The following is a 22,488-nucleotide window of genomic DNA, read 5'->3' on the forward strand; positions in this document are numbered from 1 at the left end:
ACCGCCTCCTTACGCCCCGAGATAGCCGCGGGCCTTGGCGAGGCCGAGCGCGCGCTGCTTCGCCCCCGGCTCGTCCAACGCCCCGTTCGCCAGGCCAGCCTGGCCGCGCACGACGCGGCCGCCACCGATCGGCACCAGACGCACCGATTTGACCACCCCGGGCTCGAAGCGGACCCCCAACCCCGCGGGACGATCGATCTTCATGCCCCAGCTCGCAGCGCGATCGAACCGAAGGGCCCGGTTGACCTCGAAAAAATGCGTATGGCTGCGCACCTGAACATCGCGATCCCCCGTGTTGACCACGTCGATCGTGACGGCCGGCAGATCGGCGAAGATCTCGATATCGTCGTCCGGCGAGATGATCTCGCCGGGGCTGACGCCCTGCGGCAGCGGCGTCTCGCCGGGCCCGATCGGCTCGAACAGCGCCATCACCTTGGTGCCCTCGGCGAACAGGCATTCGATGTAGAGCATGGGTACCATCTCGGCGACGCCGGGCTCCACATCGTCCGTGGTGAGCAGGCGGCCCGCCATGTCGCGGATCTCGTCGTAGGCCATGTCCCTGCGGGCGGCGAGCATCACTTCGTCGGTCAGCAGCGCCACCGCCTCCGGATGGCTGAGGCGGATGCCGAGCGCGCGGTTGCGCCGCGCCATCTCGGCGGCGGTGAAGATGACCAGCCGGTCCATCTCCGTGGGCGATAGGTTCATCATGGCCGAGCCTCGACGTCAGGTGGTGAACAGGCGTGTGGCGCGGCAGCGGACCCGCGATACCGCGATATCGATGAGGGGTGTGAAGCTCCAGGGCTCGGCGTCGGCCGCGACCGGCTCGGCCAGCAGCTCCGCAAGCCCGGACCGGGCGGTCTCGAGGCATCTTTGGGCCTCGAGGTGCCCGACGCTGCCGAGCCGCACGGCGGCGCTGACCAGCCCGTTGACCATGGTCCAGCCCGACACCAGCTCCGCCGACGGCAGCTCCAGGCCGGCGTCGCGGTAGACCACCGCCTGGGCGACCGGCAGATGGCCGCCACACGTATCGTCGGCGAGCACTGCGCGGTAGCTGAGGGAAAGTGCCCCCCCGTTGCGGGCGGAGACCCCGAGCAGCGCTCGTCCAGCGCGGCGAGAGCCCTCGCGCATCGGCCGCGACGGCGTCGCGCCCTCAATGGTGCGGTCGACGGCGGCGAGTGCGGTGATATCGCCGGCCCGATAGGCGCGCGCCATGAGGGGCCGGTCCATGCTGTTCCAGCGCGACGACAATTGCTCCCACACGAAGTCGTCGAGATCCTGCCGGCCGTCGAGCAGGCCGTCGGCGATCAGTCCCTCGATTCCCCACGAGAACGCGAACCCGCCGGCGGGATAGGCGCTGTCCCCGTACTGCAGCAGCGCCAGTGCCGTAGGGACGTCAATCATAGGCGATCTCGGTGACGCTGCCGTCGCTGAGAAGATCGGCAAGCCGCGCCCGATAGTCCGCCAGCGGCCCGTCGATCAGCACGACCAGACATCCCGCCTCGAAGCGCACGCGCCAGTGCAGGTTGCCCGCGTGCCAGCCGAGCTTCAGTGCCGCCGTCTCGTCGGCCGGCCGCAGCTTCCACAGCCGCTGGCGGCCGAAGCGCACGACGATCGCCCGTTCCCTATCGAGGTGAAGGAGCGCGCCGTCGCGCAGCTCCTCGTCACGGCCCAGGCTGACGGCGCAATCCGTGCCCCGGTCGGAGATCAGGCGGAAGCGCTTGCGGCCTGCCTCTTCCGGCGGCACGAAGAGCAACTCGATCGCGCCCCGGTGCTCCAGCGCGTGCAATTGCGCGCGAAGGGACGTATCCGTCTCGTGTCCGACGATGCCGTGCAATCGCAGCATGGGCCTTCCGTGATGGTGCTGATCGAATGTCGCGACGAGCGTCAGCATCGAGCCTGGCCGCGACGGTGAGCGTAGGGGCTCACGACGGCATCGTCACGACCCGCACCGGATCGTCCATCGACACCCTGCCGGGCTTCGTCAGCACCGCATACGCACCGAGGCAGGGGACGTTTCCTGGGCCGAGCAGCTCCAATGGAATGCTGTTCCTGGCAGCAACGGCCGACACCGCGCCCGGCGCCCGGGCGTAGGCGCCATGGGCCAACATCGGCACGGCGCAGCGCGGGGTCGGCGCGATGACCTTGAGCATCACGTCCGCCCCGACGGCGAGCTCCGCGCCGACCCAATCGTTCTCGGCGAAGGCCGGGACATCCATGTCGAGCACGATATTCGGCCGGTACCGATCCGCGACGATGGCGTCGTGCGGGCATGCCGCGTCGATAGCTGCCAGACTGGCGCGCGTCATCACGTGATACGGTGCAAAGTCGAAGAAGCCGCCCTCGGGCGAGCCCTGCGCGAGCACCAGCTCGATCGAGGCCGCCTGGCCGTCCTCGCCCACGGCCAGGACATCCTCGGGCACCGCCCGGTCCAGTGCCAGGCCGGCCGTGGCGCGCTCGGCGAGCCGCACCGCACGGCCGAGCGCGCGCGACATGGCGGCATCGAGTTCCCCCTCGGTGATGCTCAACCACCGGCCGTCGGGAAAACGCACGCCGACGGTGCCATCGGCGCCGGTCGCTGCCTGAAATGCGAGCATGTCGCGCCAGAGCTTCGGCCGCTTGGCGCTCGCCACCTTGCCCGTCTCTACGTCGATGAACGCGAAGGCGCGATCACCGGCCATGCCCGCGCTGGTCAGGTCGGCCGAGGGCACGTCCTCTCCCAGCAGCGATTTCACCGGATAGCGCCGAAGCGTCGACACCTGGCCTGCCTGCATCCCACCCCTCGATCTGCCGGCGCTTGAACGCAAGCGTCATGCCATCACCACGCCCGCCGCTGCCCGAAGCCTGCGCGCTACCCCTGCGGCGGCCTGGAGGCTGGTATCCCCCGCGCGCCCCTGTGCGAACCCGGCAAACCGGCTAGAACTGCACGGGACCGCCCGCAAGACGGCGCACGCAATCAGGGAGAGAGACGACATGAGCACGGTCACCACGGCAACCCAGGTTTTGGACAAATCCGAGGTCGACCGTCGCATTTCCCAGGCGGCCGCAGGTCTGCGAAGCCTCGGGGTCGGTCCCGGCGACGGGGTGGCGCTGTGCCTGCGCAACGATGTCGCCTTCTTCGAGGTCAGTATGGGCGCCGGGCAGATCGGCGCCTATCCCGTCGCGGTCAACTGGCACTACACGGTCGACGAGTTCCGCTACCTGCTCGAGGACTGCCAGGCCAAGGTCCTGGTCATCCACGCTGACCTGCTGCACGGCCTGCGCGAGGCAATCCCTGCCGGGGTCGCCGTGCTGGTCGTCCCCGTCGACGAGGCCATCACCCGGGCCTACGGCATCGGCCCCGAGCGGGGCCGCGTCGCGCCCAGCGACACCGACTGGAACCTGTGGCGCGAGGGCTTTCCCGCCCGCGCCGAGGCGCCGGCCGACATGCCGAGCACCATCATCTATACCTCGGGCACCACCGGCCGCCCCAAGGGCGTGCGCCGGCCGCAGGCCAGCGCCGAGCAGGCCGCGGTGCGCGGGCGCATGCTGGCGACCTCCTACGGCTTCAGCGAGTACCTGGACCGGCCCGAGGACATCACCATGGCCGTCGTGGGGCCCATCTACCACTCGGCGCCGAACGCCAACGCCAACTTCTCGTACAAGCTCGGCGCCAACATCGTGATCACGCCGCGCTTCGACCCGCTGGAGCTGCTCCAGCTGATCGAGCGCCACCGCGTCACCCATCTCAACATGGTGCCGATCATGTTCAACCGGCTGCTGAAGCTGCCGGAGGAGGAGCGCAAGCGCTATGACCTCTCGTCGCTGCGCTTCGTCGTCCACGCGGCCGCGCCCTGCTCGCCCGCCGTCAAGCGTGCCATGATCGACTGGTGGGGCCCGGTCATCAACGAGTATTACGGCTCGACCGAGATGGGCAACATCACCTTCTGCTCGGCGCAGGAGTGGCTCGACCATCCGGGCACGGTAGGCCGGACGCTGATGCCGGGCACCGAGATCCGCATCTTGGACCCCGACGGCAAGCCGCTCCCCACCGGCGAGATCGGCGAAGTCGCGGCGCGCGTCCACGGCATGGGCGATTTCACCTACCACGGCGACGACGCCAAGCGCCGCAAAGCCGACCGGGACGGCATGATCGCCCCCGGCGATGTGGGCTACTTCGACGCCGACGGTTTTCTCTATTTGTGCGACCGCGCCAACGACATGATCATCTCGGGCGGCGTCAACATCTACCCCGCCGAGATCGAGGCGCAGCTGCACGCCATGCCCGGCGTCGCCGACTGTGCCGTGTTCGGCATCCCGGACGAAGAGTTCGGCGAGAGCGTCTGCGCCATCGTCGAGGCTCAGCCCGGGGCCGAGCTGACCGAGAATGACGTGACCAGCTATCTGCGCGGCGTGGTGGCCGGCTACAAGCTGCCGCGCCGCATCGAGTTCCGCACCGGCCTGCCGCGCGAGGATTCCGGGAAGATCTTCAAGCGCAAGCTGCGCGAGCCGTTCTGGGAGAACGCCGGCCGCTCGATCTGACGCCGGCGGCCGCTCCGAGAGCGGTGCGCGTGGTGTCATCCCGTCGCTCAGGAATGCTCCGGTCTCAAAAGCCTGGAGCATTACTGTCCGGTTGGAGAAGATTATCCAGACGCACAGTAGAACTCTGGGCTCAGCGCCTCGCGTAAGAGGCGCCGCCCGGCTGAGAATGCCGACGAGCGAATGCTGCGAGAGCCCCAAAGCAAGTGTGGCTCTCGCAGCAAACCCCAGACCCCTGAGACCTGCGCCAGTATTACCCCGGCGTCATTGCCTCGTTAAATTGAATCTAGATTTCCGAGGATAGCAACTCCACCGACGCCGTCGGTCGGCCAGCCGGCTCCGTTTGCGTCGACGCGTTGCGCGACCGCCACATGACGCGCGGAGACCCAAAGGGCGTGCAGCGGCGTTGCGGTGGATCCGATGCGGCCCTGTCACGGCACGGCGTCAGCCCGCGGCGACGCGCTCCCGGGCGCCTTACGTGGGCACGCGCAAGGGCGTCGCCAGCACCTTGTCGATTCGGCGGCCATCCAGATCGACGACCTCGAATTGCCAGCCGTGAATGTCCACGCATTCCCCGGTCTGCGGGAGATGGCGGAGCCCATTGATCACCAGTCCGGCCACCGTCTCGTAGCTGCGCTTGGGCGGCAGGCTGATGCGCAGCTGCTCCGCCATCTCGTCCACCGGCATCCAGCCGGCGAGCAAGTAGGACCCGTCCGCCCGCGCCACGATCTCGGGCTCCGCCTCGGCTTCATCGGAGCGGAACGCACCGGCGATCGCGTCCAGGATGTCCGCCGGCGTGGCGATCCCTTCGAAGTGGCCATACTCGTCGTGGACGAGAGCCATGGGCACCTCCGCCCCTTGCAACGTTCGCAGCGCATCGAGGGCGTCGAGACCGTCGGGCACGACCGGCGCGGAACGCACGTAAGCACGAATGCTCGGCACCTCACCCATGAGCAGCGCCGGCAGCAGCTCGCGCACCTGGAGCGCCCCGATCATGCGATCGGGATCGCCCTCGCAGACCGGGAGGCGAGAGTGCTGGGTTGCGATCAGCTGCTCTTTGAGCTCGGCCTCGTCGTCATTCAGGTCGAGCCAATCGACATCGGTGCGCGGTGTCATCACGGCGCGGATGGGCCGATCTCCTAAGCGCAGGACGCCGGAGATCATCTTTCGTTCGTCCATTTCGATGACGCCAGCGGTTTCCGCCTCCGCCATCAGCATGCGGATCTCCTCGTCGGTGATCGCGGACGCCGGCTCCGCCGTGCTTCCAAGGAGCCGGAAGATCAGCCGCGTCGACGCATCGAGAAGCCACACCACGGGTGCGCCGGCGCGCGAGACCATCGACATGAGCGGCGCCACGAGGCAGGCGATGCCTTCGGCGTTGCGCAGCGCCAGATTCTTGGGCACGAGCTCGCCGATGACCACCGACAGGTAGGTGATCGCCCCGATCACCACGCCATAGCCGATCGGCTCGGCCATGTTCGGCGCCACGCCGTATGCGATCACGACATCCGTCAGCCGCTGGCCGAGCGCCGCGCCGGAAAAGGCGCCCGCCAGAATCCCGATCAGGGTGATGCCGATCTGAACCGTCGACAGGAAGCGGCCGGGATCCTCGGCCAGCGCCAAGGCCGCGGCGGCGCCGGGCCTGCCATTGTCGGCCAGGGCCTTGAGGCGCACCTTACGGGCGGAAACGATGGCGAGCTCGGACAGGGAAAACAGCCCGTTCAGGGCGATGAGAAAAACGGCGACCGCGACATCCAACAAAGCTGACCAAGGCCAACCCCATTGCGGCTGAGCCCCCTCTTAAAGAAAACGTCATTGTCGACTAGCGTAAAAGGCGGAAATGTCAAGAGAATTAGCCTTTAGGTCCATCATATCAAGCTACGAAGAGAAATTAGTGCAATCTAGTTTTATCGACGTCAGTGATGCCCCGACGCCAAAAATGATAAGTTCTGACCAGCCAACGGCCGGACGAGAGCGGAACTCCAGCTTACACTCTTTGATTGTCATGTTTGCGAGGCTTCCGCGTCAGGACGTAAGAGCCTGTTTGGGAATTCGGCGGCGGAGGGCCGGCGAGGGATTTTCGCGCGCTGGCAGGAGGCGATCGCCGCCGATATCGGTCGATATCGGCAAGATCGCCGACGCACCAGAGCGCGAAAAGACCCGTCGGACCAACCCGCCCGACATTTCCAAACAGGCTCTAAGCGCGGTGATGTGCAGGAGCCAGCCGCACACGTTGCACATCGCGCATGCCTGTGCTTGCCATCGTGGGCCACTGCCACGCACGCTCGCGACGGTGAAGGACCCATGATGCGGCGACTGGACCAGCCTCGGGAGCGGGTTCGATCTGTGCCGCCGCCGAGCGAGAGCAAGCTTGCGCCCCTCTTCGGCAGGGCCGATCTCGTCGATGCGTTTGCCATCCGCCTGCCGCCCCGGGCCACATCGGACATCGAGGCACTGGCGCGAGCCGTGCTCAGCCACCCGCCCCGCTGGCTGCGCGGCCTCATGGGCGTGCGCGACGCGACCATGGGGGCGCTCGGCGTCAAGACATCGAGCCAGATCGGTCGGCAAGCGCGGCGGCAAGGCAAGGCGCAGATCGATTTCTTTCCCGTGCTGATGCGCCTGGACGACGAGCTGGTCGTGGGCGAGGACGATCGGCACCTTGACTTCCGAGCTTCTATTCTACGCCGGCCGGAACGCGGCGGGGCCCCGGCCGAGCTCGTTGCCATCACCGTCGTCCATTGTCACAACAGGTTGGGCCGCCTCTATCTGGCCACCATCGAACCGTTTCACGTTCAAGTCGTCCGGTCGAACCTGCAACGGGCGGCGGACCGAGGCTGGCCGCTCACGTAGACAACGGTGGCCGCCGCGTCCCCGCGGCGGCCACCTCGACATCATCGGCGTGCGGATGCGCCCGCGTCGGCGAAATCACCGCCTGTGGTGATGATGCCCATAGGCACGGTGATGCCCGTGATGACGACGATAGTGGTGATGGCGATAATGGTGGCGATGCCCGTAGGCCCTGCGGGGATGATAGTGGCGGTTGTGGTGGTAGCGCCCGCCATACTGGACGTGCTCGACCAACGCATCTTGACCCTGGAGGGCCGCGCCGGCCTGGCCTAGCGGCGCGGCCTGCGCCGCCCCCGTGCCGACCGCCACCAGCAGCGCGACGGCACCGATCATCGACATAAGCTTCATCAGGTACTCCTTCTCCCGGGCGCAGTTCACAGGGTTCGGCCGATCACATGGATCGACCGCCGCGGTCCGCAGGGGGAAAGGCGAGCACGCGGCAGCGCTCCGGGGGGCTGGGAAACCCGGATAGGACCGTTATTGTTCCAACGCCCGCGGCACCGTACTGCCTGCCGGTCGCCCGCTGCGGCAGGCGCAGCGAAGCACGTCGGAGGCGCGCCGCCGCAGTAAAATAGATGATGATCTCAGCCATTTAGATCAATCTCGCCGGCTCGCCGACGGCCCCTTGCGCCATTTGAACCATTCGTTGCCCTTACCCTTGTCACGCGGGTCGAACGGCTCGCCGCCCCACCGCTCCCGGAACCGGACTGCGTCGGCAGCATCGGAAAAGCAGAAGACGGTGTAGTCGCACTCGGCGTGCCGCACCGAATGGGTGCGCGGCGCGACCGACAGCACCCGACAGAACGCCACGATCTCGGGATGGTGAGCGACCACCGGTTCCGATGGCAGCGCCACTTGGTGCGGCCAGTCCCGCGCCAGCTGAATTGATCCGCATGCGGCGTTGCCCTGTCCCATGACGCATGAGAACAAATAGGGAACATTTCGTCAATGGACTCGGCTGAGACACACACCCGAACCTGTTGATAGCTCGGCGCCGCGGGAGCGCCAGACATTCCGCGGACGACGCGGCGGCATCAATCCGCGTGCTATGTTAATGCGGCGTTAGGACCGGCCCCTTGTCCACCGCCTTCGGGTCGCTCGCACGAGCCGCGCGCATCTGCCCGAGCGGAACGCACCGGAGCTGCCCGGCGTGATCGGCATCCCCGTCGGGGCTTTTGCCGACCCCACGTTCCAGGCTCCGCAAGTCGCGGCATGGTGCGAGACCAAGGCCGCGTGGATCGCATTTCCAGCGGGAACCACGCTACTCCGGGATCAGACCACGCCGGTCGCCTAGAGCGCTTTCGAGCGAAGTGGAGACCGGTTCGCGTGAAGAAAACGCGACAAATCAAGCAGATAGAGCATTTCGGCGATTCGAAGAAACGCGGGAGGGCTCTAGAATCTCAGGCATTGAATCTGAAATCTTTACGTCCGATCGGCGGGTCCGTCCGCTCGGCAAACATCCGAGCTCGCCGGGCGACCACATCAACCGAGAGGGACGCGGGCCTTGGGCAACGGCTGGCCGGGGATATCCACCCGGCACCGGAATACCGAGCCACAGGCTTCGCTCGGGCCGCCGTTCGAGCCGGTCACGACATAGAGGTCGCGCAGGTCGTCGCCGCCGAAGCACAGGCTCGTCACCATGGGCAGCGGTACCGGCACGTCGGCCCGATGGGAGCCGTCGGGATTGAAGGCGGCGACGCGCCCGCCGTGGGCGTCGGCCACCCACACCGAGCCATCGCTCGCCACCTTCAGCCCATCCGGCGTGCCTGCGGGGGCCAGCGAGGCGAAGATGCGCCACGGCCCCACCGAGCCATCGGCATGAACATCGTAGACCCGCACATGCGCCGAGCCGGCATCCGAATGGTAGAGACGCGTCCCGTCCGGCGAAAAACCGAGGCCATTGGTCAGCATGACACCGTCGGAGATGGTGCGCACCGTGCCGTCGAGATCGATCACGTGCAGCAGTCCCGGCTTGGGCGGCTCCCCGCCGAAGACGCGGAAGGCGAGCGAGCCGACGTAGACGCGGCCGCGCGCGTCCGTCGTCAGGTCGTTGAATCCAGTGGCGCCGGAAATCGCCTCGGTCGTGAGGAACGGCTTCGCCGGTTCTCCGGTGAAGCCGACGTGGGCAATGTCGCGGCCGCCGACGACGAGCCCGCCGTCCGCGTGCAAGGCCATGCCGCCCACACCGCGCCGCTTGGGAACCGCCACTGAGACACGGTCGCTCCGGTCCAGCAGGTGGATACCCCCGTTGAGCACGTCACTGAAATAGAGCCCGCGGGCGGGGTCCCACACCGGGCCCTCCACCAGCGTGAATCCGGTCGCTACCTGCTGCATAGCCATTCTCCCCGTTCGGTCCGGCGCGCTGTCGGCGCCCTTTCACCAGCACTCCGGCGCCGTCAGGCGCGCCGCCTCAGCGTAAAGCCGGCCGCCTCGCGGTCCCAGGTCGCCGGCGTGACGCCGCTCGCGCGCAGTTCCTGCTTGCGGATCTTCTCAGTCGGCGTCTTGGGCAGCGCGTCGAGCAGCTCCACATAGCGCGGCACCATGAAGTCGGGCATGCGCGGCAGCAGGAAGTCCAGCAGCTCCGCCGGCTCCACCGTCATGCCGGGCTTGCAGACGACGCAGGCCTTGATGTCGTCCTCCGACAGTTCGCTCGGCACCGCGATGACAGCGCATTCGAGCACACGCGGGTGTGCCAGGATCTCCCGTTCGACCTCGAAGGACGAGACGTTCTCGCCGCGCCGCCGCATCGCATCCTTGGCCCGATCGACGAACTGATACTGTCCCGACGGCAGTTGGCGCATGACATCGCCGGTGTGGAACCACAGGTTCCGCCAGGCGGCGACGGTCGCCTCGGGCATGCCGTGGTAGCCGTCCATGAGGCACCAGGGCTCCCTGGCGCGGATCACCAATTCGCCGGTGCGGCCGTCCGGCACCTCGATGTCGCTCTCGTCGACGAGCCGCGCCTCGAAATCGGGGCGGAGCCAGCCGACGGCGTCCGGCACGGCCAGGCCGGGCGGCGCGCGCATGATCGTCGAGCCCTCGGTCGAGCCGAAGCCCGTGCCGACCGCCTCCATGCCGAAGCGGGTGCGGAACGCCTCGACCTCAGGCATCACGGGGATCATCAGGATGCGCTTCAACGGATGGTCGCCGTCGTCGGGGGCCGGCGGCTGGCGGTAGAGGATGTTGGCCATGGCGCCGAGCAGCATGGTCCAGGTGCAGCCGTAGCGGCGCACCTCGTCCCAGAAGCTGGAGGCGCTGAAGCGCGGCAGGACGACCGCCGTCGCCCCCGCGATCAGGGCGTTGTAGACGCCCTGCCATTGGCCGCCCACATGGAAGAGCGGCAGCAGCACCAGCGTCGTGTCGGTCGACCGGGCGGCGCCGAACAGGCCCGGCGCCGCATAACCGTAGGCGTGAGCATGGGTCACCCGCACACCCTTCGACAGGCCGGTCGTTCCCGACGTGTACATGATGCCGATGAGGTCGGAGGGCGCGACCTCTGCCGGCCCCGCGGCAGGCCCCTGCCGAAGCTCGGCAAAGGGTATGGCCCGCACGTGCGCGGGCAATGCGGGCGAACCGGCATCGCCGCGCACGATGACGCACTCCAGCTGACCCAGTTGATCGGCGATGGCGGCGATGCGTTCCAGATAGGGCGCATCGATGACGAGGACCCTTGCCCCGCAGTTGTTGACGACGTGGGCGAGGATCGAACCCCGGTAGGCGGTGTTGACCGGCACCTCGACCCGTGCCGTGAGGCTCAGGGCGAGCCAGCAGCTGACATAGTCGAGGTGATTGTCGAGCATCAGCAGCACAGGCTCCTGGCGGCCGACGCCCAGACGATCGAAACCGCCGCCCAGCGCCATCGCCTCCCGGTACAGCGCCGCATAGCTCAGCGATCGCTCGGGGTCGCGCACGGCGAGCTTGTCGGGGTGGCGCGCCGCCCCTCCCCTCAATGCGGCAACCGCGTTGCGCTCACCGAGCGGCGGCAGATCGACCGGCAGACCGACTGCCGATTCCAGGCTCATCGTCGCCCTCCCTTCAAGGCCGAAGCGCGCCGGCAGCCCGGGCATCGCCCGTGCCCTCGCCTCGCTCCCCATGGCCTCGCGTGGAACTAGGCCAGTGCCACGCCGCGCCGCGGTTTTGTAGGACGATCTCGCCGAACAAGCCAGGCGCGGCGCCTCCCCTCATGGTGCCGACGCCTTCCGCGCAACTTCGGAATCGACTGTCGGGGTGCCTCTGCCAGCGTGTCCCCAAAGCCGTCGGCCCGAAAAATCGCCCGTAACTGACTGTCGGCTGCTCTCCACCGGTCATCTCTCGTCAACCAACTTTCCTTACCCTACGTAAACTCAACCATCACCAAGGTGGTGCGTTGGCAAAGGGAGGCTTTGGCATGATCGAGCTGACGCCGTGGCTCGCATCGCTCGGATTTCTGCTTTCGGCTGGGCTGGCGATGCTGAAGGTGTGGGAGACATTTATCAGGGACCGCCTGCGCCTGGTCGCGGATGCATCCCTGACCATCCTCGAGGACGAGCCGGACGAGATCACGGTGATGAACCTGAGCCCGTTTCCGATCTACGTCTCGCACTATACGGTGGCATGGCGCTCGCCGTGGCCGTTTCTGAGCGAGCCCGCGATCGAGCAGACCCCGTTCGCGGGACCGATCGAGTTCAAGATCGACGGCCAGGGCAAGATCCGGCTGGAGTTCCGCGAGGGCGACAAGCTGCGCTGGGGCCAGTTCATCGGCAGCCGCAAATTGTATCTCACGCTGCACATCTACGGCCGGCGCTGGCCTAAGGTCGTGATCGCGCACGAGGGCTACGACACGTTCGCCGAGCGCCTGGTCAAGGCGTGGCACCTGCTCCGCAAGAAGCGTCTGCTGGCCCACGCCCGCCCCCCACATGCGGCTGCCGGCGGGGTCGGGTAAGCGAGGGACAGACGCGGGACGAGGCCCGGAACACATCCCGGCCGAATGCAACCATCGGACGGGTCGCAATGCTCGACCGGGCTTCAGCCCTTCGAGGCCCGGCGCTTGCGCATCAGCTCATCGAGCTCCGGATCGGCTTCCGGCGGCAGGGTAATCTCCACGGTCACGATAAGGTCGCCCGGCCCGTCCTTGGCGGGCAGGCCCTTGCCGCGCAGCCGCAGGCTGCGGCCACTGTTGGTCATCGCCGGGATGGTCATCTCGACCTCGCCGTCCAGCGTCGGCACGCGCACCTTGCCGCCAAGGACGGCATCCTCGAGCGCCACCGGCAGCCGGGCCCGCAGCAGCTTGCCGTCGACGGTGAAGCGCTCGTGCGGCGCGATGCGGATGGTGAGATGGGCATCTCCGTGCTCGCCGCCGAACGTGCTCGGCTCGCCCAGCCCTTTCAGGCGCATGACCTTTCCATCGGTCACCCCGATCGGAACGGTCATTTCCACCTCGCGGCCGTTGGGGAGCACCAGCCGTCGATTGCCGCCCTGCACGGCCTCCTTCAGGGTGAGCGTGATCTCGGCCTCCACGTCAGCGCCGCGTGGGGCCGCCCGCGTGCGCCGACCGGTGCGGGTGCCGCCGCCCACATCGCCGAACACGTCGCCGAAGATATCCGCAGGATCGACCCGCGCGCCACGCCCGAAGTTGAACGAGAAGCCCTCGAAGCCGCCGGCGCCCGCCCCTCCGCCGGCGCCGGGCCGGAAGCCCTCGAAGCCCTGGAAGCGGGGCTTGCCCTCCGCGTCGATCTCTCCGCGGTCGAACTGGCCACGCTTGCCCGCGTCGCCCACGATTTCGTACGCGGCGTTGATCTCGGCAAAGCGCTCCTTCGCCTTGGGGTCCTTGTTCTGGTCCGGGTGCCAGGTCTTGGCGAGCTTGCGGAAGGCCTTCTTCACCTCGTCGCTGCTCGCTTGCCGCGAGACGCCAAGCACCTCGTAGGGGTCACGCATCGTCGAAAGGCTCCTCATCCGGCCGGGGCGAGCGGTGGCCGGATGCATATGGGCGATATGTTGCGTTTCTGCAACGCTCGTTCTCGCTACAAGCCGTGGATCGCCAGGAAGGAAGCCGCTCGGCGCACCGCTCCGCGGCGCGGGCAGCAGCGCCCGCGACCGGGCTCAGCTCTCGCGCGGCTTGACGGACTTGAGCACCCATTCCTCGGCAGCGACGCGGCATGCGACGCCATCGAGCGTGTCCGCGTCGCCCTGCCCGGCGAGCTCGGCGCGGAAGGCCCGGCAAACCTGGTCGGCCTTGACATAGGGGGCGCCCGCCGGCGTGAACGAGCCGGACAGGCCGGTCGCCGGGTTGTCCCAGACCGCCCGCGAGCCGTTGCCGACCGGGTCGAGGGCCACCGCGAGCGCACTCCTGGCCCGCCGCCAGTCCTCGGCCGTCTGCCGCGGCGAGAGCGGCGAGGGATCGGCGATGGGCTTGACCGAGCCGGTCGGCATGTCGTCGCTGGCGAGCGGCATGATCGGGAACGACAGGGCGCAGCCGCCGGTGATGCCCGCCAGCAGCACACAGACGAGCACCGCCGCGACCGGCTTTGCCCCTTCGCGCGCGGCGCAGGACAACCTATATCTCTGTCGCCTCGCGACAAGCTGCACGCGTGTGGCCTCCATCTCCATCCGTCGACAGGGACATTTGCTGTGGATCGGTTAACGTCAGGTGACTTCACCGTTGCCGAGGACCCGTTGGCGCTGTTCGCCGCCTGGTTCGCGGAAGCCGCGGCGAGCGAGATCAACGATGCCAACGCCATGGCGCTGGCCACGGTCGATGCCGACGGTCTGCCCAACGTGCGCATCGTACTGCTGAAGGCCCTCGATGAGCGCGGCTTCTCGTTCTTCACCAATACGGCGAGCGCCAAGGGGCGCGAGCTCGACGGCACCGGCAAGGCCGCCCTCGCCTTCCATTGGAAATCGCTCAGGCGGCAGGTCAGGGCGCGCGGCCTGATCGAGCGCGTCGGTGACGCGGAGGCCGACGCCTACTACGCCACCCGCCCGTGGGGCAGCCGCATCGGCGCCTGGGCGAGCGACCAGTCGCGGCCCCTTGATTCCCGCGAGACGCTGGTTCGCCGCGTCACAGAGATGGAGCGCCGCTATCCGGAAGCGAGCGACGTACCGCGGCCGCCGCATTGGACCGGCTACCGGCTGCTGCCGGCGGCCATCGAGTTCTGGCACGATCGGCCGTTCCGCCTGCACGACCGCGTCGTCTTCTCGCGCGCTAGCGCCGACGTCCCTTGGGCGCGTCAGCGCCTGTTCCCCTGAGCGCGGCGTGCCGGCGCAGAGGATGCCTGCGCCGCCGTGCGCATGGACGCTGCCTCGCGCGTGGCGTAGGGTCCACCCGTCGTGGACATGACGTCTCCCACCCGCACGGCGTCGGCGTCGGCATCGGCGCTCAGGATCTTCAGATCCACTAAACCACGCTGGAATCCCGGGGTTGCCAGCGTGGACCGAGAATCGGACATTCGCTCCAGCCCTGCCACGAGGTGACGCGACTCTTGAAGTCACGCGAACTCAGGATTCGCCACGCAAGAGCATTTTCGTGCAATTGGATCATCCAGTTGCACAGAAATGCTCCAGGTCTTTTGAATCTAGAGCGCTGTTTAGCGCTTGGGTGATTCCACCCAATCGCGAAGCGCTCTCGCCGTTCGAGGGTTTTCGATCCGTGTCGACCTCATCCAACTCCCCCCGTCGCGTCCTGCTGCTGACCGGCGCCAGCCGTGGCATCGGCCACGCGACGGTCAAGCGGTTCTCGGCGGCGGGCTTTCGCGTCATCACCTGCTCGCGCCACGCCTTCCCGGAGGAATGCCCGTGGGACATGGGCCCGGAGGATCATATCCAGGTCGACCTCAGCGATCCGGAGAGCACCACCGCCGCCATCGACGAGATCAAGCAGCGCCTGGCTTCGGAAGGTGGCCTCAACGCGCTCGTCAACAACGCCGGCATCTCGCCCAAGGGCACCGGCGGCGCACGGCTCAACACCATCAACACCCCGCTCGCCGACTGGCAGCACGTGTTCCAGGTGAACTTCTTCGCCCCGATCATGCTGGCGCGCGGGCTCCTCGACGAGTTGGTCCGCGTCAAGGGCTCGGTCGTCAACGTCAGTTCGATTGCCGGCTCCCGCGTGCACCCATTCGCCGGCGCCGCCTACGCCACCTCCAAGGCGGCACTGGCCTCGCTCACCCGCGAGATGGCAGCGGACTTCGGGCCGCTGGGGGTGCGTGTCAACGCCATCTCCCCCGGCGAGATCGACACCTCCATCCTCTCGCCGGGTACGGAGAAGCTGGTCGACCAGATCCCGCTTCGCCGGCTCGGCCAGCCCGACGAAGTCGCCAAGGCGATCTATTTCCTCTGCACCGAGGCGAGCTCCTACGTGAACGGCGCCGAAATCCACATCAACGGCGGCCAGCACGTGTGATGACGGCGGCCGCGCAACCTGCGGCGCCGGGCGCCACGGCTGCCGGCGACGACGACCGGCTCTTTCCCATGCGGCCGATCCTGGCGGCGAGCTGCGCCGTGGTGCGCGATGGCCGTGTCCTGATTGCCCGGCGCGGCCGCCCGCCCATGGCGCAGGTGTGGAGCCTGCCCGGCGGGCTGGTCGAGGTGGGCGAGCACCTGGCCGAAGCGGCACTGCGCGAGCTCATGGAGGAAGTCGGTGTCGGTGCCGAGATCGGCGGCGTCGCGGGCCACGTCGAGCACATCGAGTGGGACACGACCAGCCCGGGCCGCCGGGTGCGGCGGCACTTCGTCATCGTCGCCTTCGCCGCCCGCTGGCGCGACGGCGAGCCCGCCGTCAGCGCCGAAGCCGCCGAGGTGGCCTGGGCCACGCCGGCTGAGATCGCGGCGCTTCCCACCACCGATCGCCTGCCCGAGATCGCCGCCCGCGCAGTGGAGCTGATGCCGTGATCCGGGCGCTACTGGCAGCGGTGCTGATGCTCACGCTGCCCGCTATGGCGTTCGCGCAGCAGCGGCCCGGCCAGTCCGGCCCGCGGGCCACCCGCGCCGAGCCCAAGGCAGCGGCCACCAAGCCTGCCGAAACCAAGCCCGCCGAAGCCAAGCCAGCGGACCCCAACGCGACACATGCCCCCTACGACCGCGATCTGGCCCGCCTCGCCGAGGTGATGGGGTCGCTGGCCTTCCTGCGCACCCTGTGCAAGGCGCCGGATGCGGCCGAGTGGCGCACCCGTATGAAGAATCTCGTGGACGTGGAGGCGCAGACCGAGGAGCGCAGGGACCGGCTCGCCGGTGCCTTCAACAAGGGCTTTCAAGGCTTCGCCCTCACCTATCGCCAGTGCACGCCCTCAGCCGGTAGGGCGATCGACCGCTACCTGGCGGAGGGCCAGGCGCTGCAGCGCTCGCTGGCCTCGCGCTACGGCGGCTGAAGCTCAGGGCGCGGCCGGCCGCGTTTGCCAAGCGTCGGCGCCTGGATTAACTCTTCGGCAAGAACCGCATAGCGCCCTTCGGTGCAGGCGTTATTCTAAGGGGGCGATCCAGTATCGTCGGGCCAGGCGCGGACCATGAACGACAACCAGCTTTCCTACGACCTGATCGAATCGACCGACGAGAAGCGAGCGGCGCTGACGTATCTATCCGAAGCTTTCGCCGAGGCACAGCTCGATGGGCTGGACGGCGATTGCGTGGCCCATGCGGCGCTGTTCACCGCGTTCCGCGAACTCGTCTATGCCTATGGCGAGGAGGCCGTCGCCCGCTTTGCCGAGACGCTGCCCGAGCGCCTGCGCGGCGGCGGCTTCTCCACCGGGCCCCGGCACTGATCGGGCCACGACGGCCGCTCAAGGCAGGATTGGCCCACCGCATCCAGTCGCCCGCTGATCGCCGCGCCATGCCGCAGCTGCGCGGCCCGGCATGGCAGATCGTGCCATCGGCCATCGCGCTGGCCATGCTCCTGACAGCTGCCGGCTCCGGGGCAGCATGGGCCCAGACGCCCCCCGGCGGGGCTGTCCCGTCCAAGGCGAACCCGCCTGCCCCGTCCAAGGGCACACGGCCCATGGAACGTCGCCCAGCCGCCGACGCGACCGCGACGCCCCAGCCCAGGCGGACGCTGCCCGAGATCGAGACCGATCCGTCCAAGCTCCCGCCGCTGGTCGCGCGCATGCGCGCCGCGATCATCGAGGCGGCACAGACCGGCGATGTGGAAAAGCTGCGGCTGGCTCTGGAACGCAACGAGATGCCGCCACTGCTGAGCAAGGGCCAGACGGGCGATCCGATCGCCGGGCTCAAGGCGCGCTCCGGCGACGGCGACGGCCGCGAGACCCTGGGCATCCTGCTCGACGTGATCGAGGGGCCCTATGTGCATCTGAAGCCCGGGACGGCCGAGGAGATGTATGTCTGGCCGTGGTTTGCAGCGTATCCGCCGACAGAACTCGACGCCGGGCAGCGCGTCGAGGTCTATCGGATCCTGCGTGCCGCCGAGTTCAAGGCTTCGCTCGCCACGGGCCGCTACAGCTCATGGCGCCTCGGTATCGGTCCGGACGGCACCTGGCACTACTTCCTAGCCGGCGAGTAACCGCCGGCATCAGTCGTGGGCGCCGCGGCCCGCCACCCGATCCTCGTCCGCCTGCTCGTCCTGGGCGTAGCCGGCGCCGCACGGGGCCGCCGGCCGCACCACGGCGCTCTTGGCCGACGCCGTGAGGGCACCGACCACGGCCGGAATGCCGATGGCGCGGAAGGTCAGGCCGGAGCGGTCGCGGCGACGAGGAGCGGCGTCGGGCGCAATCCCCGTTGTCCAGGTCGTCGTGGGGGTCGTCATGGCGAATACATTCCTTCTCTGTCGCCTCACGCGCCGGGAACCGCCCGGAGCGGCCTTATAACGTGGCGTTGAAACCGGTCGTTCAAAAGGCCTGATTGAGTAAATTTAGAGGCGAGTTGATCTCAGCGACCGCATGACGGCCGCGACGGATAACAAAAGATTAACGGATGTTTCAGGAAACCTCGTGCAAGGTCGATAAATACTGCAATGCAACGTGTGGCTTCGGCGACCTCCCTCGCGCTGAGCGCTCCGGATCGAGCATTCCGCCGCCGTTGTGCCGACACTCGGGCGATTGACACCGCTCACTCTCTTAACCTGGCTGAAGCGGGAACGCGCCGGCGTGCGCTGCGGCACATGGGAGGGCTTCCCGACCGCCGACGCGCTCCCACGCCGACGCCGCGGCCCTCACATCGAGGGCTTGCGCCGTCCGGATGTTCCCCTTCGCGTCGTAGGCTAAGCCGGCATGCGCCGGGCGCGACACCCGCCCTGAACGGCGCTCAGATGGTGACCTGCGTGCCCACCTCGACCACGCGCCCGGTCGGGATCTGGAAGAAGTCCGTGGCGTCGCTGGCATTGCGAGCCAGCAGCAGGAAGATCTGCGTCTGCCACCGCGGCATCTTCGTGGTGGCGCCAGCCTTGAGCGACCGGCGCGAGACGAAGAACGACGTCGCCATGATGTCGTAGCGCCATCCGATGCTGCGAGCGATGGCAAGGCCCCGGGGCACATTCGGGGTTTCGGCATAGCCGAAGGCCATGCTGACACGGCTGAAGCCGTCCCTGATCGGTTCGATGAGCACACGCTCCGCGTCCGGCACCCAGGGGCGGTCGTCCGTGGTCACCGTCAGGATGACGTTCTTCTCGTGCATCACCTTGTTGTGCTTGAGGTTGTGCAGCAGCGCCGTCGGCGCAAAGGCCGGGTCGCTGGTGAGGAAGACCGCCGTGCCGCGGACCCGGTGCGGGCTGCTCTTGGCCAGCACGTCGAGCAGCTCGGCGATCGGCATCTCCGTGCGGCGCGTCTTCTGCAGCACCATGCGCGTGCCGCGCCGCCAGCTGATCATCAGCAGCATGATGGCGCCGCCCAGCATGATCGGGAACAGGCCCCCGTCGAGCACCTTGAGGAGATTGGCCAACAGGAAGATGGTCTCGATGGCGAGGAACGGCGCCATGACGAGCGCCGCCGCCCACACGGGCCAGCGCCAGATCTTCCAGATCACGACGAACGCCATGAGGGCCGTCACCACCATGGTGCCGGAGACGGCGATGCCGTAGGCGGATGCCAGCGCACTCGACGACCGGTACATGACCACGGCGACGATGACGCCGATCAGCAGCAGGACGTTGATGCGCGGCACGTAGATCTGGCCGGCATGCGCCTCGGACGTGTAGCGAATCTCGAGCCGCGGCAGCAAACCGAGCTGGATGGCCTGGCGGCTGAGGGAAAAGGCGCCGGTAATCACCGCCTGGCTGGCGATGACGGTCGCCGCCGTCGCCAGCGCCACGACGGGCGCCAGTGCCCAGGCCGGATAGAGAAGGAAGAACGGATTCTCGAGACGGTCCGGCTGGGCCAGGACGAGCGCACCCTGGCCGAGGTAGTTGAGCACCAGCGCCGGCAGCGCCATCACGAGCCAGGTGAGCTGGATCGGCCGGCGGCCGAAATGGCCGAGGTCGGCGTACAGGGCCTCCGCTCCGGTGACCGCCAGAAACACGGCGCCGAGCGTCAGCAGGCCGATGTACCCGTTGCCGAGCAGGAACGAGACCGCGTGGCGCGGGTCGAAGGCAGCGAATACGCCGGGCTCGTCCGCGATGTGGATGAGCCCGCCGAGCGCGAGCACCGCGAACCAAAGCAGCATGACCGGGCCGAAGAACGCGGCGACGCGTGCCGTGCCCCGGCTCTGCACCAGGAACAGCCCGACGAGGATGACGATGGTGATCTGCAGCACGTAGGGGTCCAGCACCGGGGTCACCAGCTTCAGCCCCTCGACCGCCGACAGCACCGAGATCGCCGGCGTGATGATGGCGTCGCCGTAGAACAGGGCGGCGCCGAGCATGCCGAGCGTCGCCACAACCTGTCCGCGCCGCCCCCGCAGCGCGCGCTGCGCCAGGGCCATGAGCGAGAGCGTGCCGCCCTCGCCGTTGTTGTCGGCCCGCAGCAGGAGGATGACGTACTTGACAGTGACGACGAGGATCAGCGCCCACAGAATGAGCGACAGCACGCCGAGCACCGCCTCTGCCGTGGGCGCCCCGCCGCTGCGCGCGGCGGTCACAGCCTCTCGGAAGGCGTAGAGCGGACTCGTTCCGATATCACCGTAGACGACGCCGGCGCTGCCGACGACGAGCGTCCAAAAGCCGGGTCTGGCGACGTGGGTGGACGGGTCTCCGTCCCCCGCCGGCTGAGGGTCCGCCGCTAGGGCGGTGTCCGCTGGCATGCTGACCTTCTTGCGCTGGCCGAAGGCGCCGGACGTATATAACGGGGCGCGGGAGCGCAAGCGCGAACACGGTTGCCGGGCCCCGGCATGGTGGCGATGCGGGCTTCCGTCCCCCCATCGGCTCGGCTAATGATGCCCCCATCCGCAGCGTCGGCTGTTCGTTCCGACGATCACAAGGCCCCGATCATACCATGGCAGAGAGCGTCGCGCAGAAATCCTCACTCATGGCCGGCAAGCGCGGCCTCGTCATGGGAGTGGCCAACAACCGTTCGATCGCCTGGGGCATCGCCAAGGCAGCGCGCCAGCACGGGGCGGACGTGGCCCTGACCTACCAGGGTGACGCGCTGAAGAAGCGGGTCGAGCCGTTGGCGGCGGAGCTCGGCGCGAGCGTTGTCGGCCACTGCGACGTCACCGACGGGCCGAGCATCGACGCCGTCTTTGCCGAGGTGGAGCGGCTGTGGGGCGGTCTCGATTTTCTGGTGCACGCCATCGCCTTTTCGGACAAGGACCAGCTCACCGGACGCTACCTGGAGACGACCGAACAGAACTTCTCGCGCAGCATGCTGATCTCCTGCTACTCGCTCACTGCGGTGACCCAGCGGGCGGAGCGGCTGATGCGGGGCGGTGGCTCGATCCTGACGCTGACCTACTACGGCGCCGAGAAATGGATGCCCCACTACAATGTCATGGGCGTCGCCAAGGCCGCCCTCGAGGCGAGCGTGCGCTATCTCGCCGCCGACCTGGGGCCGCAGAACATCCGCGTCAACGCCATCTCGGCCGGCCCGGTGAAGACGCTGGCCGCGTCCGGCATCGGCGACTTCCGCTACATCCTTAAGTGGAACGAGTATAATTCGCCGCTGCGGCGATCGGTGACGGTCGAAGAGGTCGGCGAGGCGGCAACCTATCTGCTGTCCGATATGTCGCGCGGCGTCACCGGCGAGGTGCACCACGTGGACGCCGGCTACCACGTCGTCGGCATGAAGAACCCGGACGCGCCCGACATCGTGCTCGGCAAGGAGTGAGCGGGCCCGAGACCGGCGCCGGGACGGCGGCAGCGCCGACCCTCTACTTCGTGCGCCACGGCGAGACCGATTGGAACGCGGCAGGTCGCCTGCAGGGCCGGCGCGACACCGAGCTCAACGCCACCGGCCGTCGCCAGGCCGAGGCGAGCGGACGCGCTCTGCGCGCGCTGATCGCCGCTCCGGCGGAGCTTGCCTACGTGTCGAGCCCACTGCGGCGTGCGCGCGCCACCATGGAGGGGCTGCGTCACGCGATCGGCCTCGCCCCCGCCGCCTACGCGCTCGACGAGCGGCTGATGGAGCTCTCCTTCGGGCGGTGGGAAGGGTTAACCTGGCGCGAGATCCGCACGGGCCAGCCGCGCCTGCACGGCGAGCGGAAGGCCCGTATCTGGGACTTCGTGCCCCCGGGCGGCGAGAGCTATGCCGACCTCGCCGCCCGTCTGACCCCCTTCGTGCGGGACTTGGTCCGTGACACCGTCATCGTCTCGCACGGTGGCGTCGCCCGCGCCCTGGCCGCAGGGCTCGCCGGCGTCGCAACGGCGGAGGCCGTCAAGCTCGACATCTGGCAGGGTCGCGTCCTCGTCTTCGCCGGCGGCCGGCTGACCTGGAGCGAAGGTCTCTAGAGCGTTTTCGAGCGAAGTGGACGCCGGTTCGCGTGAAGAAAACGCGACAAATCAAACAGATAGAGCATTTCGGCGATTCGAAGACGCGAAAATGCTCCAGGCGCGATACTGCGGTCAGGCCGGCTCAGTCGATGGGCGGCGAGGCTGCCTAAATCGGATGACCTGCTTCCGCGCGAAGGCCTACGGCGCAAAGCCGGCGACCTACGCCGGAAGGCGCCGTCGACACGGACGCAGCCCGCGCTAGGTGCGCGGGCCGGCGGCCGCTGCCACGGCTCCTCCGTAGCGCGGCGGGCGCCGCCTTTGCGATGCGGCATAAGAACTTGGCCGTGACC

The 22,488-nt window shown here is 68.3% G+C and carries 24 protein-coding genes; 11 read left to right on the forward strand and 13 right to left on the reverse strand.

Annotated elements, in window-relative coordinates:
• Positions 1-9: 9 nt before the first annotated feature.
• The 4 genes from ureB to IEW34_RS10040 form a co-directional block, all read right to left on the reverse strand.
• Positions 10-708, reverse strand: a complete 699-nt coding sequence (gene ureB, locus IEW34_RS10025; protein ID WP_188609023.1) for an urease subunit beta — start codon at positions 706-708, stop codon at positions 10-12.
• Between the two features lie 15 nt (positions 709-723).
• Complete coding sequence (locus IEW34_RS10030; RefSeq protein ID WP_188609024.1) at positions 724-1,401, reverse strand: urease accessory protein UreF; 678 nt, start codon at positions 1,399-1,401, stop codon at positions 724-726.
• Positions 1,394-1,843: an urease accessory protein UreE gene (gene ureE / locus IEW34_RS10035; protein WP_188609025.1), complete on the reverse strand. Its 450-nt coding sequence runs from the start codon at positions 1,841-1,843 to the stop codon at positions 1,394-1,396. Before ureE ends, IEW34_RS10030 begins: the two co-directional genes overlap by 8 nt.
• A gap of 79 nt (positions 1,844-1,922) precedes the next feature.
• The gene (locus tag IEW34_RS10040) at positions 1,923-2,771 is read right to left on the reverse strand and encodes an MOSC domain-containing protein (RefSeq protein WP_188609026.1); all 849 of its coding nucleotides are present in this window, start codon (positions 2,769-2,771) and stop codon (positions 1,923-1,925) included.
• A gap of 199 nt (positions 2,772-2,970) precedes the next feature.
• Here IEW34_RS10040 and IEW34_RS10045 point away from each other — a divergent pair, with 199 nt between their 5' ends.
• Positions 2,971-4,518: an acyl-CoA synthetase gene (locus tag IEW34_RS10045; protein WP_188609027.1), complete on the forward strand. Its 1,548-nt coding sequence runs from the start codon at positions 2,971-2,973 to the stop codon at positions 4,516-4,518.
• 471 nt (positions 4,519-4,989) lie between these two features.
• On the opposite strand, the gene IEW34_RS10050 is transcribed toward IEW34_RS10045, so the two are convergent.
• Complete coding sequence (locus IEW34_RS10050) at positions 4,990-6,276, reverse strand: hemolysin family protein (RefSeq protein WP_188609028.1); 1,287 nt, start codon at positions 6,274-6,276, stop codon at positions 4,990-4,992.
• A 543-nt stretch (positions 6,277-6,819) separates the two neighbouring features.
• Between IEW34_RS10050 and IEW34_RS10055 the strand changes: the two genes are divergently transcribed.
• A complete protein-coding gene (locus tag IEW34_RS10055) occupies positions 6,820-7,365 on the forward strand; it encodes a DUF2867 domain-containing protein (protein WP_244641904.1) in 546 nt (181 codons plus the stop codon).
• 75 nt (positions 7,366-7,440) lie between these two features.
• Here the strand turns inward: IEW34_RS10055 and IEW34_RS10060 are convergent, their stop codons facing one another.
• The 4 genes from IEW34_RS10060 to IEW34_RS10075 all read right to left on the reverse strand — a co-directional run bounded on the left by IEW34_RS10060 (position 7,441) and on the right by IEW34_RS10075 (position 11,384).
• On the reverse strand, positions 7,441-7,710 hold the full coding sequence (locus IEW34_RS10060; RefSeq protein ID WP_188609029.1) for a hypothetical protein: 270 nt from the start codon (positions 7,708-7,710) through the stop codon (positions 7,441-7,443).
• Positions 7,711-7,959: 249 nt separating this feature from the next.
• The gene (locus IEW34_RS10065) at positions 7,960-8,217 is read right to left on the reverse strand and encodes a hypothetical protein (protein ID WP_188609030.1); all 258 of its coding nucleotides are present in this window, start codon (positions 8,215-8,217) and stop codon (positions 7,960-7,962) included.
• 627 nt (positions 8,218-8,844) lie between these two features.
• The gene (locus IEW34_RS10070; RefSeq protein ID WP_188609031.1) at positions 8,845-9,696 is read right to left on the reverse strand and encodes an SMP-30/gluconolactonase/LRE family protein; all 852 of its coding nucleotides are present in this window, start codon (positions 9,694-9,696) and stop codon (positions 8,845-8,847) included.
• 62 nt (positions 9,697-9,758) lie between these two features.
• Positions 9,759-11,384 (reverse strand): AMP-binding protein, encoded by a 1,626-nt coding sequence (locus tag IEW34_RS10075; protein ID WP_188609032.1) that lies wholly within the window; start codon positions 11,382-11,384, stop codon positions 9,759-9,761.
• A gap of 365 nt (positions 11,385-11,749) precedes the next feature.
• Between IEW34_RS10075 and IEW34_RS10080 the strand changes: the two genes are divergently transcribed.
• Positions 11,750-12,283: a hypothetical protein gene (locus IEW34_RS10080; protein ID WP_188609033.1), complete on the forward strand. Its 534-nt coding sequence runs from the start codon at positions 11,750-11,752 to the stop codon at positions 12,281-12,283.
• Positions 12,284-12,366: 83 nt separating this feature from the next.
• On the opposite strand, the gene IEW34_RS10085 is transcribed toward IEW34_RS10080, so the two are convergent.
• Both IEW34_RS10085 and IEW34_RS10090 read right to left on the reverse strand, forming a co-directional pair.
• Positions 12,367-13,275, reverse strand: a complete 909-nt coding sequence (locus IEW34_RS10085; RefSeq protein ID WP_188609034.1) for a DnaJ C-terminal domain-containing protein — start codon at positions 13,273-13,275, stop codon at positions 12,367-12,369.
• Between the two features lie 165 nt (positions 13,276-13,440).
• Positions 13,441-13,893 carry an RT0821/Lpp0805 family surface protein gene (locus tag IEW34_RS10090; RefSeq protein ID WP_244641905.1) on the reverse strand — a complete coding sequence of 151 codons (453 nt, stop codon included), beginning with the start codon at positions 13,891-13,893 and terminating at the stop codon, positions 13,441-13,443.
• A gap of 75 nt (positions 13,894-13,968) precedes the next feature.
• On the opposite strand from IEW34_RS10090, the gene pdxH reads away from it, so the two are divergent.
• From pdxH to IEW34_RS10120, 6 genes are all read left to right on the forward strand, one after another.
• Positions 13,969-14,586: a pyridoxamine 5'-phosphate oxidase gene (gene pdxH / locus IEW34_RS10095; RefSeq protein WP_188609036.1), complete on the forward strand. Its 618-nt coding sequence runs from the start codon at positions 13,969-13,971 to the stop codon at positions 14,584-14,586.
• Between the two features lie 400 nt (positions 14,587-14,986).
• Positions 14,987-15,739, forward strand: a complete 753-nt coding sequence (locus IEW34_RS10100; RefSeq protein WP_188609037.1) for an SDR family NAD(P)-dependent oxidoreductase — start codon at positions 14,987-14,989, stop codon at positions 15,737-15,739.
• Positions 15,739-16,227 (forward strand): NUDIX hydrolase, encoded by a 489-nt coding sequence (locus IEW34_RS10105; protein WP_188609038.1) that lies wholly within the window; start codon positions 15,739-15,741, stop codon positions 16,225-16,227. Before IEW34_RS10100 ends, IEW34_RS10105 begins: the two co-directional genes overlap by 1 nt.
• Before the next feature lie 26 nt (positions 16,228-16,253).
• Positions 16,254-16,703, forward strand: coding sequence for a TIGR02301 family protein (locus IEW34_RS10110; RefSeq protein WP_188609247.1), 450 nt, complete (start codon positions 16,254-16,256; stop codon positions 16,701-16,703).
• A 135-nt stretch (positions 16,704-16,838) separates the two neighbouring features.
• Positions 16,839-17,093: a hypothetical protein gene (locus IEW34_RS10115; RefSeq protein ID WP_188609039.1), complete on the forward strand. Its 255-nt coding sequence runs from the start codon at positions 16,839-16,841 to the stop codon at positions 17,091-17,093.
• Positions 17,094-17,326: 233 nt separating this feature from the next.
• Entirely contained in the window at positions 17,327-17,845 is a 519-nt protein-coding gene (locus IEW34_RS10120; protein WP_188609040.1) for a hypothetical protein, read from the forward strand.
• Between the two features lie 9 nt (positions 17,846-17,854).
• Here the strand turns inward: IEW34_RS10120 and IEW34_RS10125 are convergent, their stop codons facing one another.
• On the reverse strand, positions 17,855-18,088 hold the full coding sequence (locus IEW34_RS10125; RefSeq protein ID WP_188609041.1) for a hypothetical protein: 234 nt from the start codon (positions 18,086-18,088) through the stop codon (positions 17,855-17,857).
• Between the two features lie 497 nt (positions 18,089-18,585).
• Positions 18,586-20,514, reverse strand: a complete 1,929-nt coding sequence (locus IEW34_RS10130; RefSeq protein ID WP_188609042.1) for a potassium transporter Kup — start codon at positions 20,512-20,514, stop codon at positions 18,586-18,588.
• A 191-nt stretch (positions 20,515-20,705) separates the two neighbouring features.
• On the opposite strand from IEW34_RS10130, the gene fabI reads away from it, so the two are divergent.
• Both fabI and IEW34_RS10140 read left to right on the forward strand, forming a co-directional pair.
• Positions 20,706-21,536: an enoyl-ACP reductase FabI gene (fabI, locus tag IEW34_RS10135; RefSeq protein ID WP_188609043.1), complete on the forward strand. Its 831-nt coding sequence runs from the start codon at positions 20,706-20,708 to the stop codon at positions 21,534-21,536.
• The gene (locus IEW34_RS10140) at positions 21,533-22,156 is read left to right on the forward strand and encodes a histidine phosphatase family protein (RefSeq protein WP_188609044.1); all 624 of its coding nucleotides are present in this window, start codon (positions 21,533-21,535) and stop codon (positions 22,154-22,156) included. The genes fabI and IEW34_RS10140 overlap by 4 nt, the downstream gene beginning before the upstream one ends.
• Positions 22,157-22,488: the final 332 nt, after the last annotated feature.

The organism is Chelatococcus reniformis (assembly GCF_014640075.1).
Lineage (GTDB): Bacteria > Pseudomonadota > Alphaproteobacteria > Rhizobiales > Beijerinckiaceae > Camelimonas > Camelimonas reniformis.

Coding starts and splice junctions, on each gene's coding strand:
- ureB (WP_188609023.1), bottom strand. CDS start 708: ATGATGAACCTATCGCCCACGGAGATGGACCGGCTGGTCATCTTCACC.
- IEW34_RS10030 (WP_188609024.1), bottom strand. CDS start 1,401: ATGATTGACGTCCCTACGGCACTGGCGCTGCTGCAGTACGGGGACAGC.
- ureE (WP_188609025.1), bottom strand. CDS start 1,843: ATGCTGCGATTGCACGGCATCGTCGGACACGAGACGGATACGTCCCTT.
- IEW34_RS10040 (WP_188609026.1), bottom strand. CDS start 2,771: ATGCAGGCAGGCCAGGTGTCGACGCTTCGGCGCTATCCGGTGAAATCG.
- IEW34_RS10045 (WP_188609027.1), top strand. CDS start 2,971: ATGAGCACGGTCACCACGGCAACCCAGGTTTTGGACAAATCCGAGGTC.
- IEW34_RS10055 (WP_244641904.1), top strand. CDS start 6,820: ATGATGCGGCGACTGGACCAGCCTCGGGAGCGGGTTCGATCTGTGCCG.
- IEW34_RS10060 (WP_188609029.1), bottom strand. CDS start 7,710: ATGAAGCTTATGTCGATGATCGGTGCCGTCGCGCTGCTGGTGGCGGTC.
- IEW34_RS10070 (WP_188609031.1), bottom strand. CDS start 9,696: ATGCAGCAGGTAGCGACCGGATTCACGCTGGTGGAGGGCCCGGTGTGG.
- IEW34_RS10075 (WP_188609032.1), bottom strand. CDS start 11,384: ATGAGCCTGGAATCGGCAGTCGGTCTGCCGGTCGATCTGCCGCCGCTC.
- IEW34_RS10080 (WP_188609033.1), top strand. CDS start 11,750: ATGATCGAGCTGACGCCGTGGCTCGCATCGCTCGGATTTCTGCTTTCG.
- IEW34_RS10085 (WP_188609034.1), bottom strand. CDS start 13,275: ATGCGTGACCCCTACGAGGTGCTTGGCGTCTCGCGGCAAGCGAGCAGC.
- IEW34_RS10105 (WP_188609038.1), top strand. CDS start 15,739: ATGACGGCGGCCGCGCAACCTGCGGCGCCGGGCGCCACGGCTGCCGGC.
- IEW34_RS10110 (WP_188609247.1), top strand. CDS start 16,254: ATGCTCACGCTGCCCGCTATGGCGTTCGCGCAGCAGCGGCCCGGCCAG.
- IEW34_RS10115 (WP_188609039.1), top strand. CDS start 16,839: ATGAACGACAACCAGCTTTCCTACGACCTGATCGAATCGACCGACGAG.
- IEW34_RS10120 (WP_188609040.1), top strand. CDS start 17,327: ATGGAACGTCGCCCAGCCGCCGACGCGACCGCGACGCCCCAGCCCAGG.
- IEW34_RS10125 (WP_188609041.1), bottom strand. CDS start 18,088: ATGACGACCCCCACGACGACCTGGACAACGGGGATTGCGCCCGACGCC.
- IEW34_RS10130 (WP_188609042.1), bottom strand. CDS start 20,514: ATGCCAGCGGACACCGCCCTAGCGGCGGACCCTCAGCCGGCGGGGGAC.
- fabI (WP_188609043.1), top strand. CDS start 20,706: ATGGCAGAGAGCGTCGCGCAGAAATCCTCACTCATGGCCGGCAAGCGC.